Consider the following 21,780-nt stretch of genomic DNA (forward strand, 5'->3'; position numbering starts at 1 on the left):
GTCAGTCCTGGGGGATCGGGCGGACGTCGGGCGCGATCTGCGAGCCCGGCGTCGCCCGCACGATGGTGATCAGCCGGTCCGTCAGCTCCAGCGTCCCGACGGCCGCGTCGTCGTATCCGAGCACCCGATGCCCGCGTACGACGCTCACCACCAGGTCCTCCGTCTCCCGCGGCTTCTTGCCCACCTCGGCCTTTATGACCGGCCGTTCGACGATGTCGAGCCCCGTGCCCTGCTGGATGAGGTCCTCCATCACCATGCCGGCGGCGGGGCTCAGCACGGAGAGTCCGAGCAGGCGGCCGGCGGCACTGGCGCTGGTGATGACCGCGTCGGCACCGGACTGCTTCAGCAGCGGAGCGTTCTCCTCCTCGCGCACCGCGGCCACGATCTTGGCGCCCTTGTTGAGCTGCCGGGCCGTCAGTGTCACCAGCACCGCGGTGTCGTCACGCTGGGTGGCGATGATGATCTTCCGGGCCTTGTGCACCTCGGCCTGCTTCAGCACCTCGCTGCGCGTCGCGTCGCCGACGATCCCCGCATAGCCCTCGGCGGTCGCCGCCTCGATCACCTTGGAGCTGGGGTCGACCACGATGACCTGCTCCTTCTTCAGGCCCGTCGCACAGACGGTCTGAATCGCCGAGCGCCCCTTCGTACCGAAGCCGACGACGACGGTGTGGTCACGCAAGGTGGACCTCCAGCGGTTCAGGCGCCATTCCTCCCGGGTGCGTTCGGTGAGGACCTCGAGCGTGGTTCCGACCAGGATGATCAGGAACAGCACACGCATGGGAGTGACGACGAAGATATTGGTGAGCCGGGCGCCGTCGCTGACCGGTGTGATGTCGCCGTACCCGGTGGTGGAGAGCGTGACGGTCGCGTAGTACGCGGCGTCGAGCAGGTCGACGGAGCCGTCGGAGTTGTCGTTGTAGCCGCCGTGGTCGGCGTAGACGATCAGAGCCGTGCCCGCCAGGAGCAGCAGCGCCATGGTGACCCGCTTGGCGACCTGCCGGAACGGGTGCTCCACCACCTTCCTCGGGAGTCTCACCCGATAGGTCACGAGATGCTCGTCCGCCTGGCGGGCGATCGCGTCATGGCCCGGAAGTTTCACGTGAAACACACCTCGATTCCGGCGGACGCCCAGGGCAGGTCGAGCAGTTCCAGTTCCTGACCGGGGCGGGCTCCGCCGGGCGGTACGACGGCCAGCGCGTCCGCCGCCGCGATACCCCGCAGCATGGCCGGCCCGTTGTAGTGCAGCGGGACGGCGCTGTCCCCGCGCAGGGCGACGGGGATGAGCCGGGTGTCGTACGGGTGCCCGTGCGCCTCGTCCCGTACGGGCAGGGTGTACGGCTCGGGGGCGGGACGGGCGGCGAGCGTCCGCAGCAGCGGCTCGGCGAGCGTGAGCAGACCGGAGACGGCGGCGAGCGGGTTGCCGGGCAGACCGACGAGGTGCTGGTTCTCCTTGGTGCGGGCCAGCAGCATGGGGTGGCCGGGACGCACCTTGACGCCGTTCACGAGGAGTTCGGCGCCGATCCGCTCAAGGGTGGGATGGACGTGGTCCACGGGGCCGGAGGCGGTGCCGCCGGTGGTGACGATCAGGTCGGCGTCGGAGGTGGTGATCGCCTTGTGCAGGGCCTGGGCATCGTCCCCGAGCCGTCGTACGGCGATCACTTCGGCGCCGAGTCCGCGCAACCACGGCGGCAGCATCGGGCCGAGCGCGTCCCGGATGAGGCCGTCGCGCGGAGGCCCCTCGGTGAGCAACTCGTCGCCGAGGACGAGGACTTCGACGCGGGGGCGGGGGATCACGGTGAGGGTGTCGTATCCGGCGGCCGCGGCGAGCCCGAGGACGGCCGGGGTCACGAGGGCGCCGACGGGAAGGAGTTGGTCGCCGCTACGGCATTCCTGGCCCCGCGGACGGATGTCCTGACCGTGTCGGGTGTCACGGGTGGCGTGCAGCCGGCCCTGGGTGTCGGTACGGCCGTGCTCGCTGCGGAGAACCGCGCTGGTGTCCAGGGGGATACGGGCCCCGGTGGCGATCCGGACGGCCTCCCCGTCGGTGAGCGGCTGCGGCTCCGCGTGCCCGGCCAGGACACCCTCGTCCCGTACGTCCCAGGGGCCCGGCCCGGCGACCGCCCAGCCGTCCATCGCGGAGGTGTCGAAGGAGGGCAGGTCGGTGAGGGCGGTGAGAGGGGCGGCCAGGGTGAGGCCGAGGGCGGTGTCGAGGGGCACGGAGACGGGGGCGCGGCGGGCGGCTCGGGTTCCGGTCCGGGCGGCGCGTCCGGCGATGGCGCGGGCCTCGGGCCAGGAGGTGGCGCGGTGGTGGGTGTCGGACTTGTGGCCGCCGGTGGGCGACGAGGGCTGCGCCGAGGACTGCGACGGAGGCGTTCGGTCCGCGGGGGTGCGGCCGTTGTCGCCGTTCACGAGGGCGAGCACCTCCTCCACGTCCAGATCCTCGGCGTCCTCGGCGTCCGCGCCGGTGCGGGCGGTCATCCGGCGTCCGTGCCGGGCTTGGGCGTGGCGTCCGGGGCGCTCTCCTCGGACCAGCCGAGTGCGAGGTCGGCGGCCTTGCGGGCGAGTTCGGCCACCTTCTCCGGGCCTCCCCCGGCCTGTGCGGCCGCGTAGCCGACGAGGAAGGTCGTCAGCGGCGCCGCGGGCCTGGCCACGTTGTGGGCGGCGTCGCGGGCGAGGTCGAGCAGGACGCCGGTGTCGACGTCGAGATCGATGCCCAGCTCGTCCTTGACTGCGGAAATCCATTCATCCAACACGTGCCCATGCTCCCTGATACGTGCCCTGGCGGCGGCGATGTCGTCCCAGGTGTCGCAGTCGAACGACGCGACGGGGTCCGGGACACGGGTGAGGTGGAGGCCTGCGGTGAGGCGGCGGAGGGGGAGACCGGTGAGTCCTGTGGGGCCGGTGGATCCGGTGGGACCTGTAGGGCCGGTGCCTGCGGGGGGAACGGGACCGCCGTCTGACGCGTCGGCGAGCGCGGTCAGTTCACGGCGGAGCGCGGAGGCGCGGTACGCGGCCACCAGCGGCTGGTCGCGGCCCTCGGCGTCGGTGAGCAGCGCTCCGTCGGAGTCACTCGTCCGCAAGGCGTTCAGCAGCTGCTGGACGGTGTCGGCGGCGAGGAACGGCAGGTCGGCGGAGAGGACGACGACGTCCGGTGCCGTGGTGTGGTGGAGCCCTGCGCCGAGCGCGGCGAGCGGGCCCCCGCCGGGCGGGTCCTCGCGGGCCCAGGTCACGGGCCGTGCGGTGGGCCGGGGAGTGGCGACGACGACGGTCGTGCGGGCGTCGGCGCAGGCCGCCAGGACCCGGTCGAGCAGCGCCCGGCCGCCCACCCGCACCCCGGGTTTGTCGGCACCGCCGAGCCGCCGGGCGGCACCTCCGGCGAGCACGACGACGTCGTAAGCGGTCACCCCCCGAGTATGCGTGCCGTGGCGATCACAGGGAACGCAGGGGAGGCGGTGCAATCAGTGCGGTTGCGGTGCGTGGGATCAGTGCATGTGCGGTCCGCGGGATCAGAGGGTGCGCAGCAGCACCGCCGGCTGTTCCACGCAGTCCGCCACGTACCGCAGGAAGCCGCCGGCCGTGCCGCCGTCGCAGACGCGGTGGTCGAAGGTGAGCGACAGCTGGACGACCTGCCGCACCGCCAGTTCGCCCTCGTGCACCCACGGCTTGGGGATGATCCGGCCGACGCCGAGCATGGCGGCCTCGGGGTGGTTGATGATCGGCGTGGAGCCGTCGACGCCGAAGACCCCGTAGTTGTTCAACGTGAAGGTCCCACCGGTGAGTTCCCCGGGTGTGAGGCCTCCGGTGCGCGCCGCCTCGGTCAGCCGCGCGAACTCCGCGGTCAGCGACTCGGCGTCCCGCGCGTGCGCGTCCCGGACGACGGGCACGACGAGGCCCCGCGCGGTCTGCGCGGCGAACCCGATGTGCACGTGGTCGAAGCGGACGACCTCCCTGGCCGCCATGTCGACGGTGGAGTTGAGTTCGGGGAACCGGGCGAGGGCGGCGGTGCAGATCCGGGCGAGGAGCGCGAGCAGGGAGATCTTCGCTCCGCCGGCCGCGTTCATGGCCGTACGCGCACGCATCAGCTCCGTCGCGTCGGCGTCCACCCAGCAGGTGGCGTCGGGGATCTCGCGCCGGCTGCGGGAGAGCTTGTCGGCCACGGCGCCGCGGATGCCCTTGAGAGGGGTGCGGATGCCTCCGGCGACGGGGACGGGGGCCGAGGTCCGGGGCAGCTCCGTCACCGTCAGCTCCGCGGCCTTGTCCTGCGCGGCGGCGGACCGCAGCGCGTACTCGACGTCCGCCCGCAGGATGAGCCCGTCGGGTCCGGAACCGGTCAGCTCCCGCAGATCCAGTCCGTTCTCACGGGCGAGCCTGCGCACCAACGGCGAGATCACCGGAATCGGCCCCTCCGTCACCGCACCCACCGCGCGCGCCGCGGCCTGCCCGTTCGCCGCCGGGGCCGCCACGGGCACCCCTTGTCCCGGCCGCACCCTGCGCCGCCGCGCGGGCGCCTCGGACGTGCCGTACCCCACCAGCACGTTCCCGGAGCCCTCGCTCTTCCCGGTGGAGCCGTCGGCCACGGGTGCGCCGACCGCGACCGTGATGAGCGGCGACCCCACGGGCAGCTCCGTGCCCTCTTCACCGAACCGGGCCGTGACCACGCCGCCGTAGGGACAGGGCACCTCGACCATCGCCTTGGCCGTCTCGACCTCGACGACCGGCTGGTCGACGGCGACCACGTCGCCGACCTCCACCAGCCAGCGCACGATCTCCGCCTCGGTGAGCCCCTCCCCGAGGTCGGGCAGCTTGAACTCCAGGACCTGTGCCATCAGCCCTCGGCCTCCCATTGCAACCGCCCCACGGCGTCCAGGATCCGGTCCACACCGGGCAGATGGTGGCGCTCCAGCATCGGCGGCGGGTACGGGATGTCGAACCCGGCCACACGCAGCACGGGCGCCTCCAGATGGTGGAAGCAGCGTTCCGTGACCCGGGCCGCGATCTCCCCGCCCGGACCGCCGTACCCGCCCGACTCGTGCACGACGACCGCGCGCCCGGTCCGCCGGACCGACGCGCAGACCGTCTCGTCGTCGAACGGCACCAGGGAACGCAGATCGACGACTTCGAGGTCCCAGCCCTCGGCCTGTGCCGCTTCGGCGGCTTCGAGGCAGACGGGTACGGACGGCCCGTAGGTGATGAGGGTGGCGCTGCGCCCCGGGCGCCGCACGACCGCCCGGCCTATCGGCTCGACGTCCGTCGGGTGGTCGGGGTTCCAGGAGTCCTTCGACCAGTACAGGCGCTTGGGTTCGAGGAAGACGACCGGGTCGTCGGAGGCGATGGCGGCGCGCAGCAGCCCGTACGCGTCGGCGACGGTGGCGGGCGTGACGACGTGGAGCCCCGGGGTCGCCATGTAGTACGCCTCGGAGGAGTCGCTGTGGTGTTCGACGCCGCCGATGCCGCCGCCGTAGGGCACGCGGACGGTGATGGGCAGCGGCATCGCGCCGCGGGTGCGGTTGCGCATGCGGGCGACGTGCGAGATCAGCTGCTCGAACGCGGGATAGGCGAACGCGTCGAACTGCATCTCCACGACCGGCCGCAGCCCGTACATGGCCATGCCGACGGCGGTGCCGAGGATTCCGGCCTCGGCGAGGGGGGTGTCCGTGACCCGGTCCTCGCCGAACTCCTTGGCGAGGCCGTCGGTGACCCGGAAGACGCCGCCGAGGGTGCCGACGTCCTCGCCCATGACGTGGACGGTGGGGTCGGCGGCCATCGCGTCGCGCATCGCGCGCGTGAGGGCCTGCGCCATCGTGGCGGGCTTCACCGCGACGGTGGTCATGGGGTCTCCCCCTCTGCCTCCAGCTCGGCGCGCAACTGGGCCTGCTGCTCGCGCAGTTGCGGGGTGGGTTCGGCGTAGACGTGGGCGAACAGGTCCATCGGGTCGAGCGCCGGGTCCTGGTTCATGCGTTCGCGCAGGTCGGCGGCCATCGTCTCGGCGGCGTCCCGCGCGGCCTGGATGCCGTCGTCGTCGAGGAGCCCGCGCGTGGTCAGCTCGTGCTCCAGGAGCGTGATCGGGTCGTGCCGCCGCCAGGTCTCGACCTCGGCGTCGCCGCGGTAGCGGGTCGCGTCGTCGGCGTTGGTGTGGGCCTCGACGCGGTAGGTGATCGCCTCGACGAGGGTGGGTCCGCCGCCCTCGCGCGCGTGCCGTACGGCGGCGGCGAGGACCTCGTGCACGGCGGCCGCGTCGTTGCCGTCGACCAGTCGGCCGGGCATGCCGTAGCCGACGGCCTTGTGGGCCAGCGACGGGGCCGCGGTCTGCTTGGCGAGCGGGACGGAGATCGCGAAGCCGTTGTTCTGGACCAGGAAGACGACCGGCGCCTGCCAGACGGCGGCGAAGTTCAGTGCCTCGTGGAAGTCGCCCTCGCTGGAGCCGCCGTCGCCGACCATGGCGAGCGCGACCACGTCGTCGCCCTTGAGGCGGGCCGCGTGGGCGAGGCCGACGGCGTGCGGGAGCTGGGTGGCGAGGGGGGTGCACAGAGGGGCGACCCGGTGTTCGCGCGGGTCGTAGCCGGTGTGCCAGTCGCCGCGCAGCAGGGTCAGCGCCTGGACGGGGTCCAGGCCGCGGGCGACGGCGGCGAGGGTGTCGCGGTAGCTGGGAAAGAGCCAGTCACGGTCCTGGAGGACCAGCGCGGCGGCGACCTCGCAGGCCTCCTGGCCGGTGCTGGAGGGGTAGACGGCGAGGCGGCCCTGCTTGGTGAGGGCGGTGGCCTGCGCGTTGTACCGACGGCCGCGCACCAGTTCGGCGTAGAGGCGGCGCAGCAGGCCGGGGTCGGCCTCGCCCGCCGCCTCCGTGCCGAGCACACGGTACGGCTCCGCGTCCGGCAGCAGCGGCGCGGGGTCGGTACGGGGCTGCCAGGCGGGCGGCGGCGATGGCCGGTACGCGCCCCGCTGCTCCATGACCGTCATGACGGCACCTCCTCGTGGGAGCGGCTTCAGACGCGTCACGGGTTGTGATGCGCCTCACCTACCGATTGTTCGGTCGTCGGCACATTTTGGCTACAGGCACCCTCAGGCTGTGGACAAACGGTTCTCCACAGCCTGCAATGAACGCAGTACGTCCATGGTAGGGAGGCGGGGGGACATGGCACCTGAACAAATGGCCGAAAGCCCGGACGGCGGTCGCCCGCTGCCGCCCGCCCGTCCCCTCGATTCGATCGACGAGGACATCCTGAAGATGCTCCAGGCGGACGGCCGCGCGTCGATAAGGTCGGTCGCCGAACGCGTCCACGTCTCGCGCGCGAACGCCTACGCGCGTATCAACCGTCTCGTCGAGGACGGCGTGATCCGCGGTTTCGGCGCCCGTGTCGACCACGAACGCGCCGGTCAGGGCACATCGGCGTACATCACCCTGAAGATCGTCCAGAACTCCTGGCGCACGGTCCGCGAACAGCTCATCCAGCTCCCCGGCGCCTCCCACATCGCCCTGGTCGGCGGCGACTTCGACGTCCTGCTCCTCGTCCACACCCCCGACAACAGAGCCCTGCGCGAACTGGTCCTCACCCGCCTCCAGGCCATCCCGGAGGTCCTCAGCACCCGCACCCTGCTGGTCTTCGAGGAGGAGGACCTGGAACCGCAGGGCTGAGACTCAGCCGTCGAAGTTCCAGCCGGTCTCGGGGAACTGTTCGAGCAGAGCGGACAGCGAGCCCGCCTGATGGATGGCCGAGGACCAGTCGAGAGCCGAGATGTCGAGCAGGACGAGGGACGGCGGGTCCTGCCGGAAGTCGTAGGTGAGGAACTCCCGGCTGCCGTCGCCGCCGATGGCGACACCGCCGGGGAAACGCGCCTGGAACTCACCGGCCTCGTTGACGGGGATCAGCTCCTCGACCGGGTTGATCACGAGGAAATCGTCCGCCGGGGGAACGAAGCGGCTCATGCTGCCTTCCGAGGCCAGGAAGTCCCGGTAGTCCTGCGGAAAGCCGACGCCAAAGTGCCCCTCCGCCCGCGCGAGCATGTCGTCGGGGCTCATTCAGCCGGCCTTCCTCAACCCCCCGAACACCAGCTGCACCACCGCGTCCGCCGCTTCGCGCTCGCTCACGCCCCGTCCGTCCGGCCGGTACCACTCCACGATCGAGTTGATCATTCCGAAGACCAGCCGGGTCGCGAGCCGCACCTCCACGTCGCCGCGCACATCGCCCTCGGCGGCCGCGGCCTTGAGGAGCTCGGCGACCCGGTGGTCGAAGTCGCGGCGCCGCTCCAGGGCCCAGCGCTCGGTGTCGGTGTTGCCGCGCACGCGCAGCAGCAGCGTCACGTAGGGCAGCTCGGTGATCAGCACCTCGACCATGCGCCGTACGACGTACTCCAGCCGCTCGACGGCCTGCCCCCCGCGCGCGTGCTCCTCGTCGAGGATCGCGAAGAGCCCGTCGAGGGCCCGGCTCACGGCGCGGCGCAGCAGTTCCTCCTTGCCCGCGACGTGGTGGTAGATCGAGGACTTGGAGATGCCGGCCGCCTTGGAGAGATGCTCCATGGACGTGCCGTCGTAGCCGCGCTCGTTGAAGACCTGGACGGCGACGGACAGCAGCGTCTCGGGGGTGTACGTGTCGCGCTTGGCGGTGGTCATGAGGTGCTGCCCTCCCTCTTGTCGGTGGCGTACGCGTGGCGGTACAGCGCGAGGGACGGCGCGTAGCGGCCGCTGGGATCGCGCAGGTGGAGGTCGTCGAGGAGGGCGTAGGCCCAGTTGCGGCCGAGCCTGCGGCTCCATTCGAAGGGGCCCAGCGGGTAGTTGACGCCCAGGCGCATCGCGGTGTCGATGTCCTCCTCGGTCGCCACGCCCTTGGCGACGGCGTCGTGCGCCAGGTCGACGATCCGGGCGACCGTGCGGGCGACGATCATGCCGGGGACGTCACCGATGACGCTGACGTCCTTGCCGAGCGCCTGGAAGAGGCCGATCGCCTCGGCGAGGGTCTGCTGGGCGGTGTCCTGGGAGGCGGACAGGGCGATACGGGTGGCCCGGCGGTAGTCGAGCGCGAGGTCGAAGTAGACGACGTCCCGGAACTCCACCGAGGTCTGCCCGTCGGCGAGCGCCAGCTGGCCGCCGCTCGGCAGCACCAGCCGGGTGCCGTGGTCCTCGTCGTCCTCGCGGACCGGGATGCCCGCCTCGCGGATCAGCGCGAGCAGCTCGGACGCGGGACCCAGGTCGCCCTCGACGACGACGTACGCGGGCGCCTGCGCCGGTTCCGCGGTGTGCGGCTCGGCGGGCTCCGCGTCGGGGCCGTGCTCGTACCAGCCGTGGCCGCTCTTTCGGCCGAGCCGACCCGACTCCACCAGCCGCCGCTGGGCGAGCGAGGGAGTGAAGCGGACGTCCTGGAAGAAGGACTTCCAGACCGAGTGCGTGACGGCCTCGTTGACGTCCTGCCCGATCAGGTCGGTCAGCTCGAACGCGCCCATCCTGAAGCCGCCCGACTCACGCAGCACCGCGTCGATGGTGGCGGGGTCGGCGCCCTGGGCCTCGTACACCGCGAACGCCTCGCCGTAGTAGGGCCGGGCGATGCGGTTGACGATGAATCCGGGGGTGTCGGCACAGGCGACCGGCGTCTTGCCCCAGACCCGTGCGGTCTCGTACGCGCGCGTGGCCGAGGTGACGTCGGTGGCGAACCCGGAGACGACCTCGACGAGCGGCAGCAGCGGCGCGGGGTTGAAGAAGTGCAGGCCCACGAAACGGCCCGGGTTGCGCAGGGCGCCGCCGATGGCCGTCACCGACAGGGACGAGGTGTTGGTGGCGAGCAGACAGTCCTCACCGACGACGTCCTCCAGCTCCCGGAAGAGCTCCTGCTTGACGTCCAGCCGCTCCAGGGCCGCCTCGACGACCAGGGCGCAGTCCGCGAGGTCGGCGAGGCTGTCGGCGGCCGTCAGACGCGCGCGTGCCGCGTCCCGGTCGGCGCCGGTCAGCCGCTGCTTCTCGACGAGCCGGTCGAGCCGGGCGCCGATCGCGTCGGCCGCTTCCCGGGCGCGCCCGGGGGCGGCGTCGTACAGCCGTACGGGATGGCCGGCGACCAGAGCGACCTGGGCGATGCCCTGGCCCATGGTGCCGGTGCCGACGACGGCCACGGGGCTGCTGAGGTCGAGTGCTGTCATGTGCGCGATCCTCCCGCACGGGGTTTTCCACAGATGCGGCGGACCCCCTTGTCCCGACCGATCGTTCGGTTACTCTAACTCTGTCCGGCTGTATCTGCCCAGGTTCTGCCCAGGTCATGAGCTCGACGAAGAGTTCACAAGACGAGGAGTTGGTCCCGCATGGCCGCCGAACTGACCGCCCACGAGCTGATCGCCAAGCACCGGCCCACCCTCGACCAGGCGCTCGAAGCGATCCGCACGCGCGCGTACTGGTCGCCGCATCCCGAACATCCCAAGGCCTACGGGGAGAACGGCAGCCTGGACGCGGCCGCGGGCAAGGCCGCCTTCGACGCCCTGCTGGGCACCCGCGTCGACCTCGGCCAGCCGGGCACGGACGACTGGGTGGGCGGCGAGACGTCTCCGTACGGCATCGAGTTGGGGGTGACCTACCCCCACGCGGACATCGACACCCTGCTGCCCGCCATGCGCGAAGGGCAGCGCGCGTGGCGCGAGGCGGGTGCGGAGATCCGCGCGGTGGTCTGTGTGGAGATCCTGAAGCGGATCAGCGACCGGACGCACGAGTTCGCGCACGCGGTCATGCACACCTCCGGCCAGGCCTTCATGATGGCGTTCCAGGCGGGCGGCCCGCACGCGCAGGACCGCGGTCTGGAGGCGGTGGCGTACGCGTACGTGGAGCAGGTGCGCACGCCCGACACCGCGGAGTGGAGCAAGCCGCAGGGCAAGCGCGACCCACTCGCGCTCACCAAGCAGTTCACGCCGGTCCCGCGCGGGATCGGCCTGGTCATCGGCTGCAACACCTTCCCGACGTGGAACGGCTATCCGGGCCTGTTCGCCTCCCTGGCCACCGGTAACGCGGTCCTGGTGAAGCCCCACCCGCGCGCGGTGCTGCCGCTCGCGCTCACGGTCCAGGTGGCGCGCGAGGTCCTGGGCCAGGCCGGCTTCGACCCGAACCTGGTCGCGCTGGCCGCCGAGCGTCCGGGCGAGGGCATCGCCAAGATGCTGGCCACCCGCCCGGAGATCCGGATCGTCGACTACACCGGCTCGACGGAGTTCGGCGACTGGCTGGAGGCCAACGCCCGTCAGGCGCAGGTCTACACGGAGAAGGCCGGCGTCAACACCGTGCTGGTCGACTCGACGAGCGACTACAAGGGCATGCTCGCCAACCTGGCGTTCTCGCTGTCGCTCTACAGCGGCCAGATGTGCACGACCCCGCAGAACTTCCTGATCCCCCGCGACGGCATCCGCACCGACGAGGGTCCTCGCACCTTCGACGAGGTCGTCGCCGACCTCGCCCGCGCGGTGGACGGCCTGCTCGGCGACGACGCGCGCGCGAACGCGCTGCTCGGCGCGATCGTCAACCCGGACGTCAAGGCCCGCCTGGAGGCCGCGACCGGGCTCGGCGAAGTCGCCCTCGCCTCCCGTGAGATCGCCAACCCGGAGTTCCCGCACGCGGTCGTGCGCACGCCGGTCATGGTCAAGCTGGACGGCGCGCGGAAGTACTGGGAGGGGGCGGACGACGAGGCCGCCTTCATGGGCGAGTGCTTCGGCCCCGTCTCCTTCGCCGTCGCGGTCGACTCCTCGGCAGACGCCGTGGACCTGCTGCGGCGCACGATCCGCGAGAAGGGCGCCATGACGGTCGGCGCGTACACCACCGACGACGACGTCGAGCGGTCCGTGCAGGAGGTCTGCCTGGAGGAGGCGGCCCAGCTGTCGCTGAACCTCACGGGCGGGGTGTACGTCAACCAGACGGCCGCGTTCTCCGACTTCCACGGCTCCGGGGGCAATCCGGCGGCGAACGCCGCGCTGACGGACGGGGCGTTCGTCAGCAACCGCTTCCGGGTGGTCGAGGTACGCCGGGAGGCCTAGAAGCCGGCCGCGCTCCAGTGGTACAGCGTCATGCCCACACTGGTCGCCAGGTTGTAGCTGGAGACCTGGGGACGCATCGGCAGCGCCAGCAGATGATCGGCACGCGCGCGTAGTTCGGCCGTCAGTCCGCTGCGCTCCGAGCCGAACGCGAGGACGGCGTCGTCCGGGAGCTTCGTGCCCCGGATGTCGTCGCCCTCCGGGTCCAGGGCGAACAGCGGGCCCGGAGGCAGTTCCTCGGCCGTGACCCGTTCCACCGCCGTCGCGAAGTGCAGCCCGGCGCCTCCGCGCACCACCGTCGGATGCCAGGGGTCGAGGGTGCCGGTGGTGACCACGCCCGTCGCACCGAAGCCCGCCGCCAGCCGGATCACGGCCCCCGCGTTGCCGAGGTTGCGCGGCTGGTCGAGGACCACCACCGGGGCGGTGCGCCCCATCCGGGCCAGCCGCTCCAGGTTGGCCGCGCGGGACGGTCGTACCGCCAGGGCGGCGACCGCGGTCGGATGCGGGCGCGGCACCAGCGAGGCGTACACCTTCTCCGGGACCTCGGTCAGCAGCGCGTCCAGCGTCCGGCGTACGTCGGGGGCGAGTTCGTCCGCGAGCGCGAGGGTGGCCTCCCGGTCGGTGGTGAGCGCGACCGGGACCGCGGCGCCGAAGCGCACCGCGTGCTTGAGGGCGTGGAAGCCGTCGAGCAGGACGGAGGAGTCGGCGAGGCGGTGCCAGCGGCCGGCGGGGTCGGTCATGCCGTGAAGCCTACGTGCGTCTCCTCGGCGCTCTCGGGCGCGCGCGGCTCCGGCAGCGGCGTACGGCCGCCCCGCCGCGCCGTCACCCGTGCACGCACGCGTGCCGCCAGTCCACCCGCCCGGCCACCCATCCGGCGCAGGAACGGCGTCGGCAGGAACACCGCGTCGGCGGCGATCATCGCCAGCGAGAAGAACGGCAGCCCGAGGACGACCGCGATCACCGCGTGCTCGGTCATCATGGCCGCCAGCAGGACGTTCTTGACGCGCCGGTTGAACAGGGTGAACGGGAAGGCCACCTGGACCAGGACGGTCCCGTACGTCACGAGCAGCACCATCGTGGCGCTGGACGACAGCGCGTCGGCGAGGGCGGGCCAGGGCGAGAAGTAGTCCAGGTGCAGCGGGTAGTACACCGCGGTGCCGTCCTGCCAGCGCGTGCCCTGGATCTTGTACCAGCCGGCCGTGGCGTAGATCAGACAGGCCTCGGCCATGATCACGAGCAGGGCGCCGTTGTGCACGATGTTCGCGATGACGTCGAGCAGGATCCGCGGCTGGTCCGTCGGCGCCAGCCGACCGATCGTCCACCACACACCGAGCCCCAGCCACACCGCCCACAGCAGCGCGGGGACGAACAGGTCGCCCTCCAGCAGCCGCCCCGCCCCGGTCGCCGCGATCAGTGCGAGCCCGAGCACGATCCACAGCACCGGCCCGACCCGGTCCACGACCCGCTCGCCACGCGCGCGTGCCGCGTTCTCGCGCCGCGCCCTGCGCGCGTCCAGCGACCAGACCTGGCCGCAGCGGGTGAAGACGAGGTAGACGCACATCAGGTGCAGGACGTTGTCGCCGCCGTCGCCCATGAAGATGGAGCGGTTCTGGAGCGAGAGCACGCCGACCATGAAGAGCACGGACATGGTGCGGGTGCGCCAGCCGAGCAGCAGCAGGACGCTCGACAGCACGGCGAGGCCGTAGACGCTCTCGAACCAGATCCGGCCGTCCGACCAGATCAGCGCCGTGAAGGCGCCGTTGCCGGCGATCAGCTGCTCGGCGAGGTCCCAGCTCCACGGGCCGTCGGGGCCGTACAGCTCCTGGCGGTGGGGCAGCTCGCGCAGCAGGAAGAGCAGCCAGGTCGCGCTGAAGCCGATACGGACCACGGCGCTCTGGTACGGGCCGAGCGCCGACTCGGTGACACGGGCGATGGCGGTGGAGAGCGACAGGGCGAAGCGGTTCACCGGTCACCTCCGGGCAGGTCGGCCGGCGTGACCGACCACCAGGGCAGTTCTCGGTACAGGGGCTTGTCGGAGACCTGCTCCTGGCTCCACTTCGGCGGTCGCACACTGGTGGTACGGGAGCGGACCTGTACGCGTTCGACACTGCCGTCGGACCCGGCCGCGTCGTCCCGGTCCAGGCGCATCACCACGATGCGGCGCAGATACGTCTCGGACAGGGCGCCGCGCAGACCGACGGGCCGGTTGTCGGTGCCGTGTGTGGCGACGAAGAAGTCCCACGCGCGGCGCAGCTCGTTCTGCTGGGTGTGGCTGGGCAGCAGATTGCCGTCGATGGCGCGGCCGTCCTCGGCGGACAGGTCGTACCAGCCGGTGGTCCGTACGGTGCCGTCCGCGGTGAGGACCTGGGCCCGCACCTGGACCGCGATGTTCTGTTGCAGCGGGTTCGGCGCGAAGAGCTTCCAGTTCTGCTCGAACTCCGGGTATATCCAGTCGTCGATCGCCTTGCCGTGCTGCTTGGTGACCGCGTTCGCCGGCGCGACGTGCAGGAACGTCATCCCCAGGTGGACGCAGACGGTGACCGCCACGATCGCGAGCGCCAGCGCGGCACCGATCTGGTAGCCGAGCGAGAGGGCGGCCACACCGGTGCGGGGTTCGGTGCCGTGCGGGGCGGGCAGGTCGTACGGCGTCGGCGGGGGAGCCGCGTCCGCGGGATCGCCGGCCGCGGGCAGGGCAGGCCGCGGCCCGGCGCCCCCCTCCGGCGACCTGGGCTCGTCGGCCGGCCCGTGCCGGGCGCCCGAGCCTGTGTCGTACGCGTCCATTGCGCCCCGTCTCCCGATGTCCGCTCCGTCTTCCGACCGCGAGGCCGCAGGGCACTCCACCGCCCACGCACCCTCCACGGCGCTCGCACGGGAACGGTACTCAGGCCCTCCCGCCCGCACAGCCCGTCGGCAGGTTATCCACAGCGGTTGACACCTTACGGCGCCCGGCACACCATGGAATCGACGAACCGAACGATCGGTCGGGAGCCTGCTCCGGACAGAACACCGGACAGCGCACAGGGTCGAGGGGGCCACATGGCAACAGCAGCACAGGCGTACGACAGGGAGGACGCCGTCGGCCAGGACGCGTACGAGCGCGCCTTCGACGCCGCCGTGGCCGCCGAGGAGCGCATCGAGCCGCGCGACTGGATGCCGGACGCCTATCGCGCCACGCTGGTCCGCCAGATCGCCCAGCACGCCCACTCCGAGATCATCGGCATGCAGCCGGAGGCGAACTGGATCACGCGCGCGCCCTCGCTGCGCCGCAAGGCCATCCTGATGGCCAAGGTCCAGGACGAGGCCGGGCACGGCCTCTACCTCTACAGCGCCGCCGAGACCCTCGGCACAGGCCGCGACGAGCTGCTGGACAAGCTCCACTCCGGCCGCCAGAAGTACTCCTCGATCTTCAACTACCCCACGCTGACCTGGGCGGACGTCGGCGCGATCGGCTGGCTCGTGGATGGCGCCGCGATCACCAACCAGGTCCCCCTGTGCCGCTGCTCCTACGGCCCGTACGCGCGCGCGATGGTCCGTATCTGCAAGGAGGAGTCCTTCCACCAGCGCCAGGGCTACGAGCTGCTGCTGGCCCTCAGCAAGGGCACCCCCGAGCAGCACGCGATGGCCCAGGACGCGGTGGACCGCTGGTGGTGGCCGTCCCTGATGATGTTCGGCCCGCCCGACGACGAGTCCGCGCACTCCGCGCAGTCGATGGCCTGGAAGATCAAGCGGCACTCCAACGACGAGCTGCGCCGGCGCTTCGTCGACATCTGCGTCCCCCAGGCCGAGTCCCTGGGCCTGACCCTCCCCGACCCGGACCTGAAGTGGAACGAGGAGCTGGGACGGCACGAGTTCGGCCCGATCGACTGGACCGAGTTCAAGAACGTCCTCAAGGGCAACGGCCCCTGCAACGAACAGCGGATCACCCAGCGCAGGCAGGCCCACGAAGAGGGCGCCTGGGTCCGCGAGGCCGCCGCGGCCTACGCCGGCAAGCACACCGAGACGGGAGCCACGCGCGCATGACGAACACCGACTGGCCTCTGTGGGAGGTCTTCGTACGCTCCCGCCGCGGCCTCTCGCACACCCACGCCGGCAGCCTGCACGCACCGGACGCGGAGCTCGCCCTGCGCAACGCCCGCGATCTGTACACCCGCCGCGGCGAGGGCGTCTCGATCTGGGTCGTCCCCTCCGCCGCGATCACCGCGTCCTCGCCGGACGAGAAGGACCCGTTCTTCGAACCGTCCGCCGACAAGCCCTACCGCCACCCGACGTTCTACGAGATCCCGGACGGGGTGAAGCACCTGTGACCACCGACGTGACCACGCACGCCGCCGCTCTGGCCCTCGGCGACGACGCCCTGGTGCTCTCCCACCGCCTCGGCGAGTGGGCCGGCCACGCGCCCGTGCTGGAGGAGGAGGTCGCCCTCGCCAACATCGCGCTGGACCTGCTGGGCCAGGCCCGCGTCCTGCTGTCGACGGCCGGCGACGAGGACGAACTGGCGTATCTGCGCGAGGAGCGCGCCTTCCGCAACCTCCAGCTGGTGGAGCAGCCGAACGGCGACTTCGCCCACACCATCGCCCGCCAGCTGTACTTCTCCACCTACCAGCACCTGCTGTACGCCGAACTGGCCGCGGGCGAGGGACCCTTCGCCCCGCTCGCCGCGAAGGCCGTCAAGGAGGTCGCCTACCACCGCGACCACGCCGAGCAGTGGACTCTGCGCCTCGGCGACGGCACGGACGTCAGCCGGGAGCGGATGCGGCGTGCGTGCGAGGCGCTGTGGCGGTTCACCGGCGAGATGTTCCAGCCGGTGGAGGGTGTCGACGTCGACTGGACCGCGCTGGAGACGACATGGCTGGCGTCCGTCACGGACGTCCTGGACCGCGCCACCCTGACTGTCCCCGAGGGACCGCGCACGGGCGCGTGGACGGCCGGAGCGGGCCGACAGGGCCTGCACACCGAGTCCTTCGGGCGGATGCTCGCCGAGATGCAGCATCTGCACCGCAGCCACCCGGGGGCGTCATGGTGACCGTGACCCCGCTGGAGGCGGAACTCCTCGAACTGGCGGGCTCGGTGCCCGACCCCGAACTGCCCGTGCTCACCCTGCGGGAGCTGGGGGTCGTACGCGCGGTGCATGTCCACGGCGAGGACACGGCCGAGGCCTCCGTCGAGGTCGAGCTGACCCCGACGTACACCGGCTGCCCGGCGATCGAGGCGATGTCCGTGGACATCGAGCGGGTGCTGCACGCCCACGGCGTCCGCGAGGTCACCGTGCGCACGGTCCTCGCGCCCGCCTGGTCGACGGACGACATCTCCGACGAAGGCCGCCGCAAGCTGAGCGAGTTCGGCATCGCCCCGCCGCGCGCACAGCGGGCGGCCGACCCGGTGACCGTGTCCCTGGGTCCCACCCGGACGCTCGACACCACCGACCCCGTCCGCTGCCCGCACTGCGGCTGCGCCGACACCGAGCTGCTCAGCCGTTTCTCCTCCACGGCCTGCAAGGCGCTGCGGCGCTGTCTGGACTGCCGTGAACCGTTCGACCACTTCAAGGAGTTGTGATGGCCCGCTTCCACGCGCTCCCGGTGGCGGCGGTCGACCGGCTCACCGACGACTCCGTGGCCCTCACCTTCACCGTGCCGCCGGAACTCGCCGAGGCCTACCGGTACGCACCGGGCCAGCACCTCGCCGTGCGCCGCACGGCCGACGGCGAGGAGATCCGGCGCACGTACTCGATCTGCTCCCCGGCACCGGACGGCGAGGCCCCTCGCCGACTGCGCGTCGGTGTACGGCTGGTGGACGGCGGAGCCTTCTCGACGTACGCCCTCAAGGAGATCTGCGTCGGCGACGAGCTGGAGGTGATGACGCCCGCGGGGCGCTTCACCCTCGCCCCCGCACCCGGCCGGTACGCGGCGGTCGTCGGCGGCAGCGGCATCACCCCGGTGCTGTCGATCGTGTCGACGCTGCTGGCGCGCGAGCCGGCGGCCCGGTTCTGTCTGATCCGCAGTGACCGTACGGCCGCCTCGACGATGTTCCTGGACGAGGTCGCCGACCTGAAGGACCGCTACCCCGAGCGGCTTCAGTTGGTCACGGTCCTCTCCCGGGAGGAGCAGCAGGCCGGGCTGCCGTCCGGACGGCTCGACCGGGAGCGGCTGACGGGACTGCTGCCCGCGCTGCTGCCGGTGGCGGATGTGGCGGGCTGGTTCCTGTGCGGGCCGTTCGGGCTGGTGCAGGGCGCGGAACGGGCTCTGCGCGAACTCGGCGTCCCCCGGGCCCGCATCCATGAGGAGATCTTCCACGTCGACGAAGGAGCGGCCCCGGCGCCGAGGACCCCCGCGCCCGCACACAGCACGGTGACCGCCCGGCTCGACGGCCGCGGCGGGACCTGGCCCGTCCAGGACGGCGAGTCCCTCCTCGACACGGTCCTGCGCAACCGCTCCGACGCGCCCTACGCCTGCAAGGGCGGGGTGTGCGGCACCTGCCGCGCCTTCCTGGTCTCCGGCGAGGTCCGCATGGACCGCAACTTCGCGCTGGAGCCGGAGGAGACCGACGCGGGATACGTGCTGGCGTGCCAGTCGCATCCGGCGACGGAGACGGTGGAGCTGGACTTCGACCGGTGAGGGCACCGGGGACGGGCTGCCCCGTTCCCTTCTTCTAGAACCTGTTCTATCTTGACGGTCCGTCAGATCGGCTCACCCGTCGATCGGCTGACGCGTCGGGAGGACAGGGACCGTGGACTTCACCTTCACCGAGGAGCAGCAGGCGGCGGCAGAGGCGGCACGGGGCGTGTTCGCCGGGGTCGCGCCGGACGGGGTGCCGAGCCCCGCGCTCGCCACGGGCGCCGTCGCCGACACGTTCGACCGTGAGCTGTGGAGCAGGCTCGCCGACGCGGACCTGCTGAGCCTGCTGCTGACGGAGGAGTACGGCGGGGCCGGTCTGGACGCGGTCGCGCTCTGTCTGGTGCTGGCCGAGTCGGCGCGGGTGCTGGCGCGGGTGCCGCTGCTGGAGAGCAGCGCGGCCGCGGCGGCCGTACAGGCCCATGGCACCGAGGAGCTGAGGTCCGACCTGCTCGCCCGGGCGGGCCGCGGCGAGGTCGTGCTGACCGTCGCCGCGAGCGGCCGCAGCGGCCATGACCCCGCCGAACTCGCCGTGGCCGCACGGCAGGAGGGCGCGGGGTGGATCCTGGACGGTGTGCAGACCGCGGTGCCGTGGGCGTTCGACGCCGACCTCATCGTCGTACCCGCACACACGGCGGCCGGACAGACCGTGCTCGCGCTGGTCGCACCCGCCGGTACAGGGGTCGTCCTGGCCGAGCAGTTCTCCACCACGGGCGAGCGGCTCGGCGAACTGCGGCTGGATTCGGCGCGGGTCGCGGCCCGGGACGTCGTGGACGCGGACGGGGCATGGGAGTCGCTACGGCATCTGCTGACCGTCGGGACGTGTGCGCAGGCACTCGGCCTGGGCCGCCAGGTCCTGCGGATGACCAGCGAATACACCAGCAAGCGGGAGCAGTTCGGCTTCCCCGTCGCCACGTTCCAGGCCGTCGCCGTGCAGGCCGCCGACCGCTACATCGATCTGAAGGCGATGGAGGCCACGCTGTGGCAGGCGGCCTGGCGGACCGGCTCCGGCACCCAGGGCCCGCTGCCGGTCTCCGGCGAGGTCGCCGTCGCGAAGATCTGGGCCTCGGACGGCGTACGGCGGATCGTGCAGACGGCACAGCATCTGCACGGCGGTTTCGGCGCCGACATCGACTACCCGCTGCACCGCTACCACGCCTGGGCCAAGCACCTGGAGCTCTCGCTCGGCCCGGCGGCAGCGCACGAGGAGACCCTGGGCGACCTGCTGGCGGCGCACCCCCTGGCCTGACGCGCGCCCGGGGGTCCTAGAGGACGAACGCCGGCGAACCGTTGTCCGTGACCATCGGGCGCCCGGCGCCGTCCCAGGCCAGCATGCCGCCGTCGATGTTCACGGCGTCGATGCCCTGCTGGACCAGGTACTGGGTGACCTGCGCGGAGCGGCCGCCGACGCGGCACATCACATAGGCCCGCCGACCCTCCGCCACCGCCTCGGTCACCTCACCGAACCGGGACACGAAGTCACTCATGGGCACATGCAGCGCGCCCTCGACATGCCCCGCGGCCCACTCGTCGGCCTCACGGACATCCAGAACGAGGCCGTCGGCCGGAACACCGGCGACGTCCACCGAGGGCAGGGAAGCTCCGAAACTCATGGCCCGAGGCTACCTGAGCGACACGCGAGCCCCACGGCCACGGGAGCCACCCACACCTCGGCCGACACCAGAGCCCCACGGCCACACGCCCCGCACCCACCCTGCCGACACCGACACCGACACCGACACCGACACCCAACGTCCACAAGCCCGCCCGGCATTCGGCCCGGCTACTGCCCGAGCAGCTCCGCCAGCTCCCGCTCCCGCTCCGCGAGCTGTGTCAGCAGCTGCTCGGCGATCTCCTCCAGAAGCCGGTCGGGGTCGTCCGGTGCCAGCCGCAGCATCGCCCCGATCGCACTCTCCTCCAGCTCCCGCGCGACCACGCTGAGCAGTTCCTTGCGCTGGGCGAGCCACTCCAGGCGGGCGTAGAGCTCCTCGCTCGGCGTCGGCCCCTGCTCCGGCGGCTTCGGCCCGGCGGCCCACTCCTCGGCCAGCTCCCGCAGCAGCGGCTCGTCACCGCGGGCGTAGGCACCGTTGACCCGGGTGATGAACTCGTCGCGCCGCGCCCGCTCGGTGTCGTCCTGCGCGAGGTCGGGGTGGGCCTTGCGGACCAGCTCGCGGTAGAGCTTGCGGGCCTCGTCGCTGGGCCGCACCCGCTGCGGGGGCCGCACCGGCTGGTCCGTGAGCATCGCCACGGCCTCCGGGAACAGCCCGTCCCCGTCCATCCAGCCGTGGAACAGCTCCTCCACCGCCGGCATCGGCATCACCCGGGCACGGGCCTCGTCCGCCTTGCGCCGGTCCTCGGGGTCACCGGTGCGCTCGGCCGTGGCCTCGGCGATCTGAGCGTCCAGCTCGTCGAGCCGGGCGTACATCGGGCCGAGCCTCTGGTGGTGCAGCCGGGAGAAGTTCTCGACCTCGACCCGGAAGGTCTCCACCGCGATCTCGTACTCGATCAGCGCCTGCTCGGCGGCCCGCACGGCCCGCTCCAGCCGCTCCTCGGGCCGGGGCGCACCATCCTCGGGCGCCGCCCGCGTCCCGCCGGCGACACCACCCTGCTCAGCTTCCGGGGTCGTCACCCGACCAGCGTAGGCCACGGCCGGTCGGCCCCTCGGACACGGCCTGTGTCAGCCCCCACGCGCATCGGGGCAATCCGTCGCCACCCAGCGCGCCTCGAGGTCCCGGCACGCGACGACCAGCGTCCCCGGCCGGCACGCGACCTCATGGGTGCAGCCCCCGTCGTGCGGCAGCACCTCGTCGAGGATCACATCCCCCAGCGCGGCCACGTCACAGACGTCCAGGACATCCACCTGGAACCGCGAGACACCCTCGTAGCGGACGACCAGGTCCTCGTCGTGCTTCCAGCAGTTGTGTCCGAAGCGGATCTCGATCCCCTCGTCCCCCAGGCGCCGTACCCGCTGCGGCTTGAGATCCTTCACACACCGCTTGCCGGTGAACGCGTAGTGCCCCGGATCGGTGGCGAAGGCGCGTGCCCCGGGCGGGAGTTGCTCCGCGAGCTCGGGCAGCTTCGCGAGGTAGGGCCGCGGATCGAGGATCCCCGTGAAGTCCCCGTCCCGCCCGTCGAGATCCACGTACCTCACCGAAGACCCCCCACCGGCCGCAAGCCCCTCACACCC

General features: G+C 72.1%; 23 protein-coding genes. 8 read left to right on the forward strand and 15 right to left on the reverse strand.

Going from position 1 to position 21,780, the window contains the following annotated elements; translation table 11 throughout:
• Nucleotide 1 precedes the first annotated feature (1 nt).
• The 6 genes from HLK59_RS28785 to pdhA form a co-directional block, all read right to left on the reverse strand.
• Nucleotides 2-1,099, reverse strand: a complete 1,098-nt coding sequence (locus HLK59_RS28785) for a potassium channel family protein (RefSeq protein WP_171144455.1) — start codon at nt 1,097-1,099, stop codon at nt 2-4.
• Nucleotides 1,096-2,478: a molybdopterin molybdotransferase MoeA gene (locus HLK59_RS28790; protein ID WP_171144456.1), complete on the reverse strand. Its 1,383-nt coding sequence runs from the start codon at nt 2,476-2,478 to the stop codon at nt 1,096-1,098. Before HLK59_RS28790 ends, HLK59_RS28785 begins: the two co-directional genes overlap by 4 nt.
• The gene (locus tag HLK59_RS28795; protein ID WP_171144457.1) at nt 2,475-3,404 is read right to left on the reverse strand and encodes a molybdenum cofactor guanylyltransferase; all 930 of its coding nucleotides are present in this window, start codon (nt 3,402-3,404) and stop codon (nt 2,475-2,477) included. The genes HLK59_RS28790 and HLK59_RS28795 overlap by 4 nt, the downstream gene beginning before the upstream one ends.
• Nucleotides 3,405-3,506: 102 nt before the next feature.
• Nucleotides 3,507-4,826: a dihydrolipoamide acetyltransferase family protein gene (locus tag HLK59_RS28800; protein ID WP_171144458.1), complete on the reverse strand. Its 1,320-nt coding sequence runs from the start codon at nt 4,824-4,826 to the stop codon at nt 3,507-3,509.
• Entirely contained in the window at nt 4,826-5,830 is a 1,005-nt protein-coding gene (locus tag HLK59_RS28805) for an alpha-ketoacid dehydrogenase subunit beta (protein ID WP_171144459.1), read from the reverse strand. Before HLK59_RS28805 ends, HLK59_RS28800 begins: the two co-directional genes overlap by 1 nt.
• Entirely contained in the window at nt 5,827-6,957 is a 1,131-nt protein-coding gene (gene pdhA / locus HLK59_RS28810; RefSeq protein ID WP_171144460.1) for a pyruvate dehydrogenase (acetyl-transferring) E1 component subunit alpha, read from the reverse strand. The genes HLK59_RS28805 and pdhA overlap by 4 nt, the downstream gene beginning before the upstream one ends.
• A gap of 190 nt (nt 6,958-7,147) precedes the next feature.
• Here pdhA and HLK59_RS28815 point away from each other — a divergent pair, with 190 nt between their 5' ends.
• On the forward strand, nt 7,148-7,633 hold the full coding sequence (locus HLK59_RS28815) for an Lrp/AsnC family transcriptional regulator (RefSeq protein WP_171144476.1): 486 nt from the start codon (nt 7,148-7,150) through the stop codon (nt 7,631-7,633).
• A gap of 3 nt (nt 7,634-7,636) precedes the next feature.
• On the opposite strand, the gene HLK59_RS28820 is transcribed toward HLK59_RS28815, so the two are convergent.
• The 3 genes from HLK59_RS28820 to HLK59_RS28830 are packed head-to-tail and all read right to left on the reverse strand — an operon-like array spanning nt 7,637 to nt 10,122.
• Nucleotides 7,637-8,017 carry an SMI1/KNR4 family protein gene (locus tag HLK59_RS28820; protein WP_171144461.1) on the reverse strand — a complete coding sequence of 127 codons (381 nt, stop codon included), beginning with the start codon at nt 8,015-8,017 and terminating at the stop codon, nt 7,637-7,639.
• On the reverse strand, nt 8,018-8,608 hold the full coding sequence (locus tag HLK59_RS28825; RefSeq protein ID WP_171144462.1) for a TetR/AcrR family transcriptional regulator: 591 nt from the start codon (nt 8,606-8,608) through the stop codon (nt 8,018-8,020).
• Nucleotides 8,605-10,122: a 3-hydroxyacyl-CoA dehydrogenase gene (locus tag HLK59_RS28830; RefSeq protein WP_171144463.1), complete on the reverse strand. Its 1,518-nt coding sequence runs from the start codon at nt 10,120-10,122 to the stop codon at nt 8,605-8,607. The genes HLK59_RS28825 and HLK59_RS28830 overlap by 4 nt, the downstream gene beginning before the upstream one ends.
• Nucleotides 10,123-10,281: 159 nt before the next feature.
• Here HLK59_RS28830 and paaN point away from each other — a divergent pair, with 159 nt between their 5' ends.
• Nucleotides 10,282-11,988: a phenylacetic acid degradation protein PaaN gene (gene paaN, locus HLK59_RS28835; RefSeq protein WP_171144464.1), complete on the forward strand. Its 1,707-nt coding sequence runs from the start codon at nt 10,282-10,284 to the stop codon at nt 11,986-11,988.
• Here the strand turns inward: paaN and HLK59_RS28840 are convergent.
• Genes HLK59_RS28840 through HLK59_RS28850 form a run of 3 tightly spaced genes read right to left on the reverse strand, consistent with a single transcriptional unit; the run spans nt 11,985 to nt 14,766 of the window.
• Nucleotides 11,985-12,725, reverse strand: a complete 741-nt coding sequence (locus HLK59_RS28840) for a TrmH family RNA methyltransferase (protein WP_171144465.1) — start codon at nt 12,723-12,725, stop codon at nt 11,985-11,987. The two genes, paaN and HLK59_RS28840, sit on opposite strands and share 4 nt — an antisense overlap.
• Nucleotides 12,722-13,951, reverse strand: a complete 1,230-nt coding sequence (locus tag HLK59_RS28845) for an HTTM domain-containing protein (RefSeq protein WP_171144466.1) — start codon at nt 13,949-13,951, stop codon at nt 12,722-12,724. The genes HLK59_RS28840 and HLK59_RS28845 overlap by 4 nt, the downstream gene beginning before the upstream one ends.
• Entirely contained in the window at nt 13,948-14,766 is an 819-nt protein-coding gene (locus HLK59_RS28850; RefSeq protein WP_171144467.1) for a DUF5819 family protein, read from the reverse strand. The genes HLK59_RS28845 and HLK59_RS28850 overlap by 4 nt, the downstream gene beginning before the upstream one ends.
• A gap of 255 nt (nt 14,767-15,021) precedes the next feature.
• On the opposite strand from HLK59_RS28850, the gene paaA reads away from it, so the two are divergent.
• The 6 genes from paaA (at nt 15,022) to HLK59_RS28880 (ending at nt 19,842) form a co-directional block, all read left to right on the forward strand.
• Nucleotides 15,022-16,005: a 1,2-phenylacetyl-CoA epoxidase subunit PaaA gene (gene paaA / locus HLK59_RS28855; protein ID WP_171144468.1), complete on the forward strand. Its 984-nt coding sequence runs from the start codon at nt 15,022-15,024 to the stop codon at nt 16,003-16,005.
• Entirely contained in the window at nt 16,002-16,289 is a 288-nt protein-coding gene (paaB, locus tag HLK59_RS28860) for a 1,2-phenylacetyl-CoA epoxidase subunit PaaB (RefSeq protein WP_171144469.1), read from the forward strand. The genes paaA and paaB overlap by 4 nt, the downstream gene beginning before the upstream one ends.
• On the forward strand, nt 16,286-17,008 hold the full coding sequence (gene paaC / locus HLK59_RS28865) for a 1,2-phenylacetyl-CoA epoxidase subunit PaaC (protein WP_171144470.1): 723 nt from the start codon (nt 16,286-16,288) through the stop codon (nt 17,006-17,008). The genes paaB and paaC overlap by 4 nt, the downstream gene beginning before the upstream one ends.
• On the forward strand, nt 17,002-17,538 hold the full coding sequence (gene paaD, locus HLK59_RS28870) for a 1,2-phenylacetyl-CoA epoxidase subunit PaaD (protein ID WP_171144471.1): 537 nt from the start codon (nt 17,002-17,004) through the stop codon (nt 17,536-17,538). Before paaC ends, paaD begins: the two co-directional genes overlap by 7 nt.
• Nucleotides 17,538-18,596 carry a 2Fe-2S iron-sulfur cluster-binding protein gene (locus tag HLK59_RS28875; RefSeq protein ID WP_171144472.1) on the forward strand — a complete coding sequence of 353 codons (1,059 nt, stop codon included), beginning with the start codon at nt 17,538-17,540 and terminating at the stop codon, nt 18,594-18,596. Before paaD ends, HLK59_RS28875 begins: the two co-directional genes overlap by 1 nt.
• A gap of 112 nt (nt 18,597-18,708) precedes the next feature.
• Entirely contained in the window at nt 18,709-19,842 is a 1,134-nt protein-coding gene (locus tag HLK59_RS28880) for an acyl-CoA dehydrogenase family protein (protein ID WP_171144473.1), read from the forward strand.
• 16 nt (nt 19,843-19,858) lie between these two features.
• On the opposite strand, the gene HLK59_RS28885 is transcribed toward HLK59_RS28880, so the two are convergent.
• The 3 genes from HLK59_RS28885 to HLK59_RS28895 all read right to left on the reverse strand — a co-directional run.
• Nucleotides 19,859-20,206, reverse strand: a complete 348-nt coding sequence (locus HLK59_RS28885) for a rhodanese-like domain-containing protein (protein ID WP_171144474.1) — start codon at nt 20,204-20,206, stop codon at nt 19,859-19,861.
• 170 nt (nt 20,207-20,376) lie between these two features.
• Nucleotides 20,377-21,135 carry a J domain-containing protein gene (locus HLK59_RS28890; protein ID WP_171144477.1) on the reverse strand — a complete coding sequence of 253 codons (759 nt, stop codon included), beginning with the start codon at nt 21,133-21,135 and terminating at the stop codon, nt 20,377-20,379.
• A 135-nt stretch (nt 21,136-21,270) separates the two neighbouring features.
• The coding region (locus HLK59_RS28895; protein ID WP_206327704.1) for a hypothetical protein at nt 21,271-21,780 on the reverse strand (510 nt) is incomplete at its 5' end.

The sequence above is a fragment of the Streptomyces sp. S3(2020) genome (assembly GCF_013044505.1).
GTDB lineage: Bacteria > Actinomycetota > Actinomycetes > Streptomycetales > Streptomycetaceae > Streptomyces.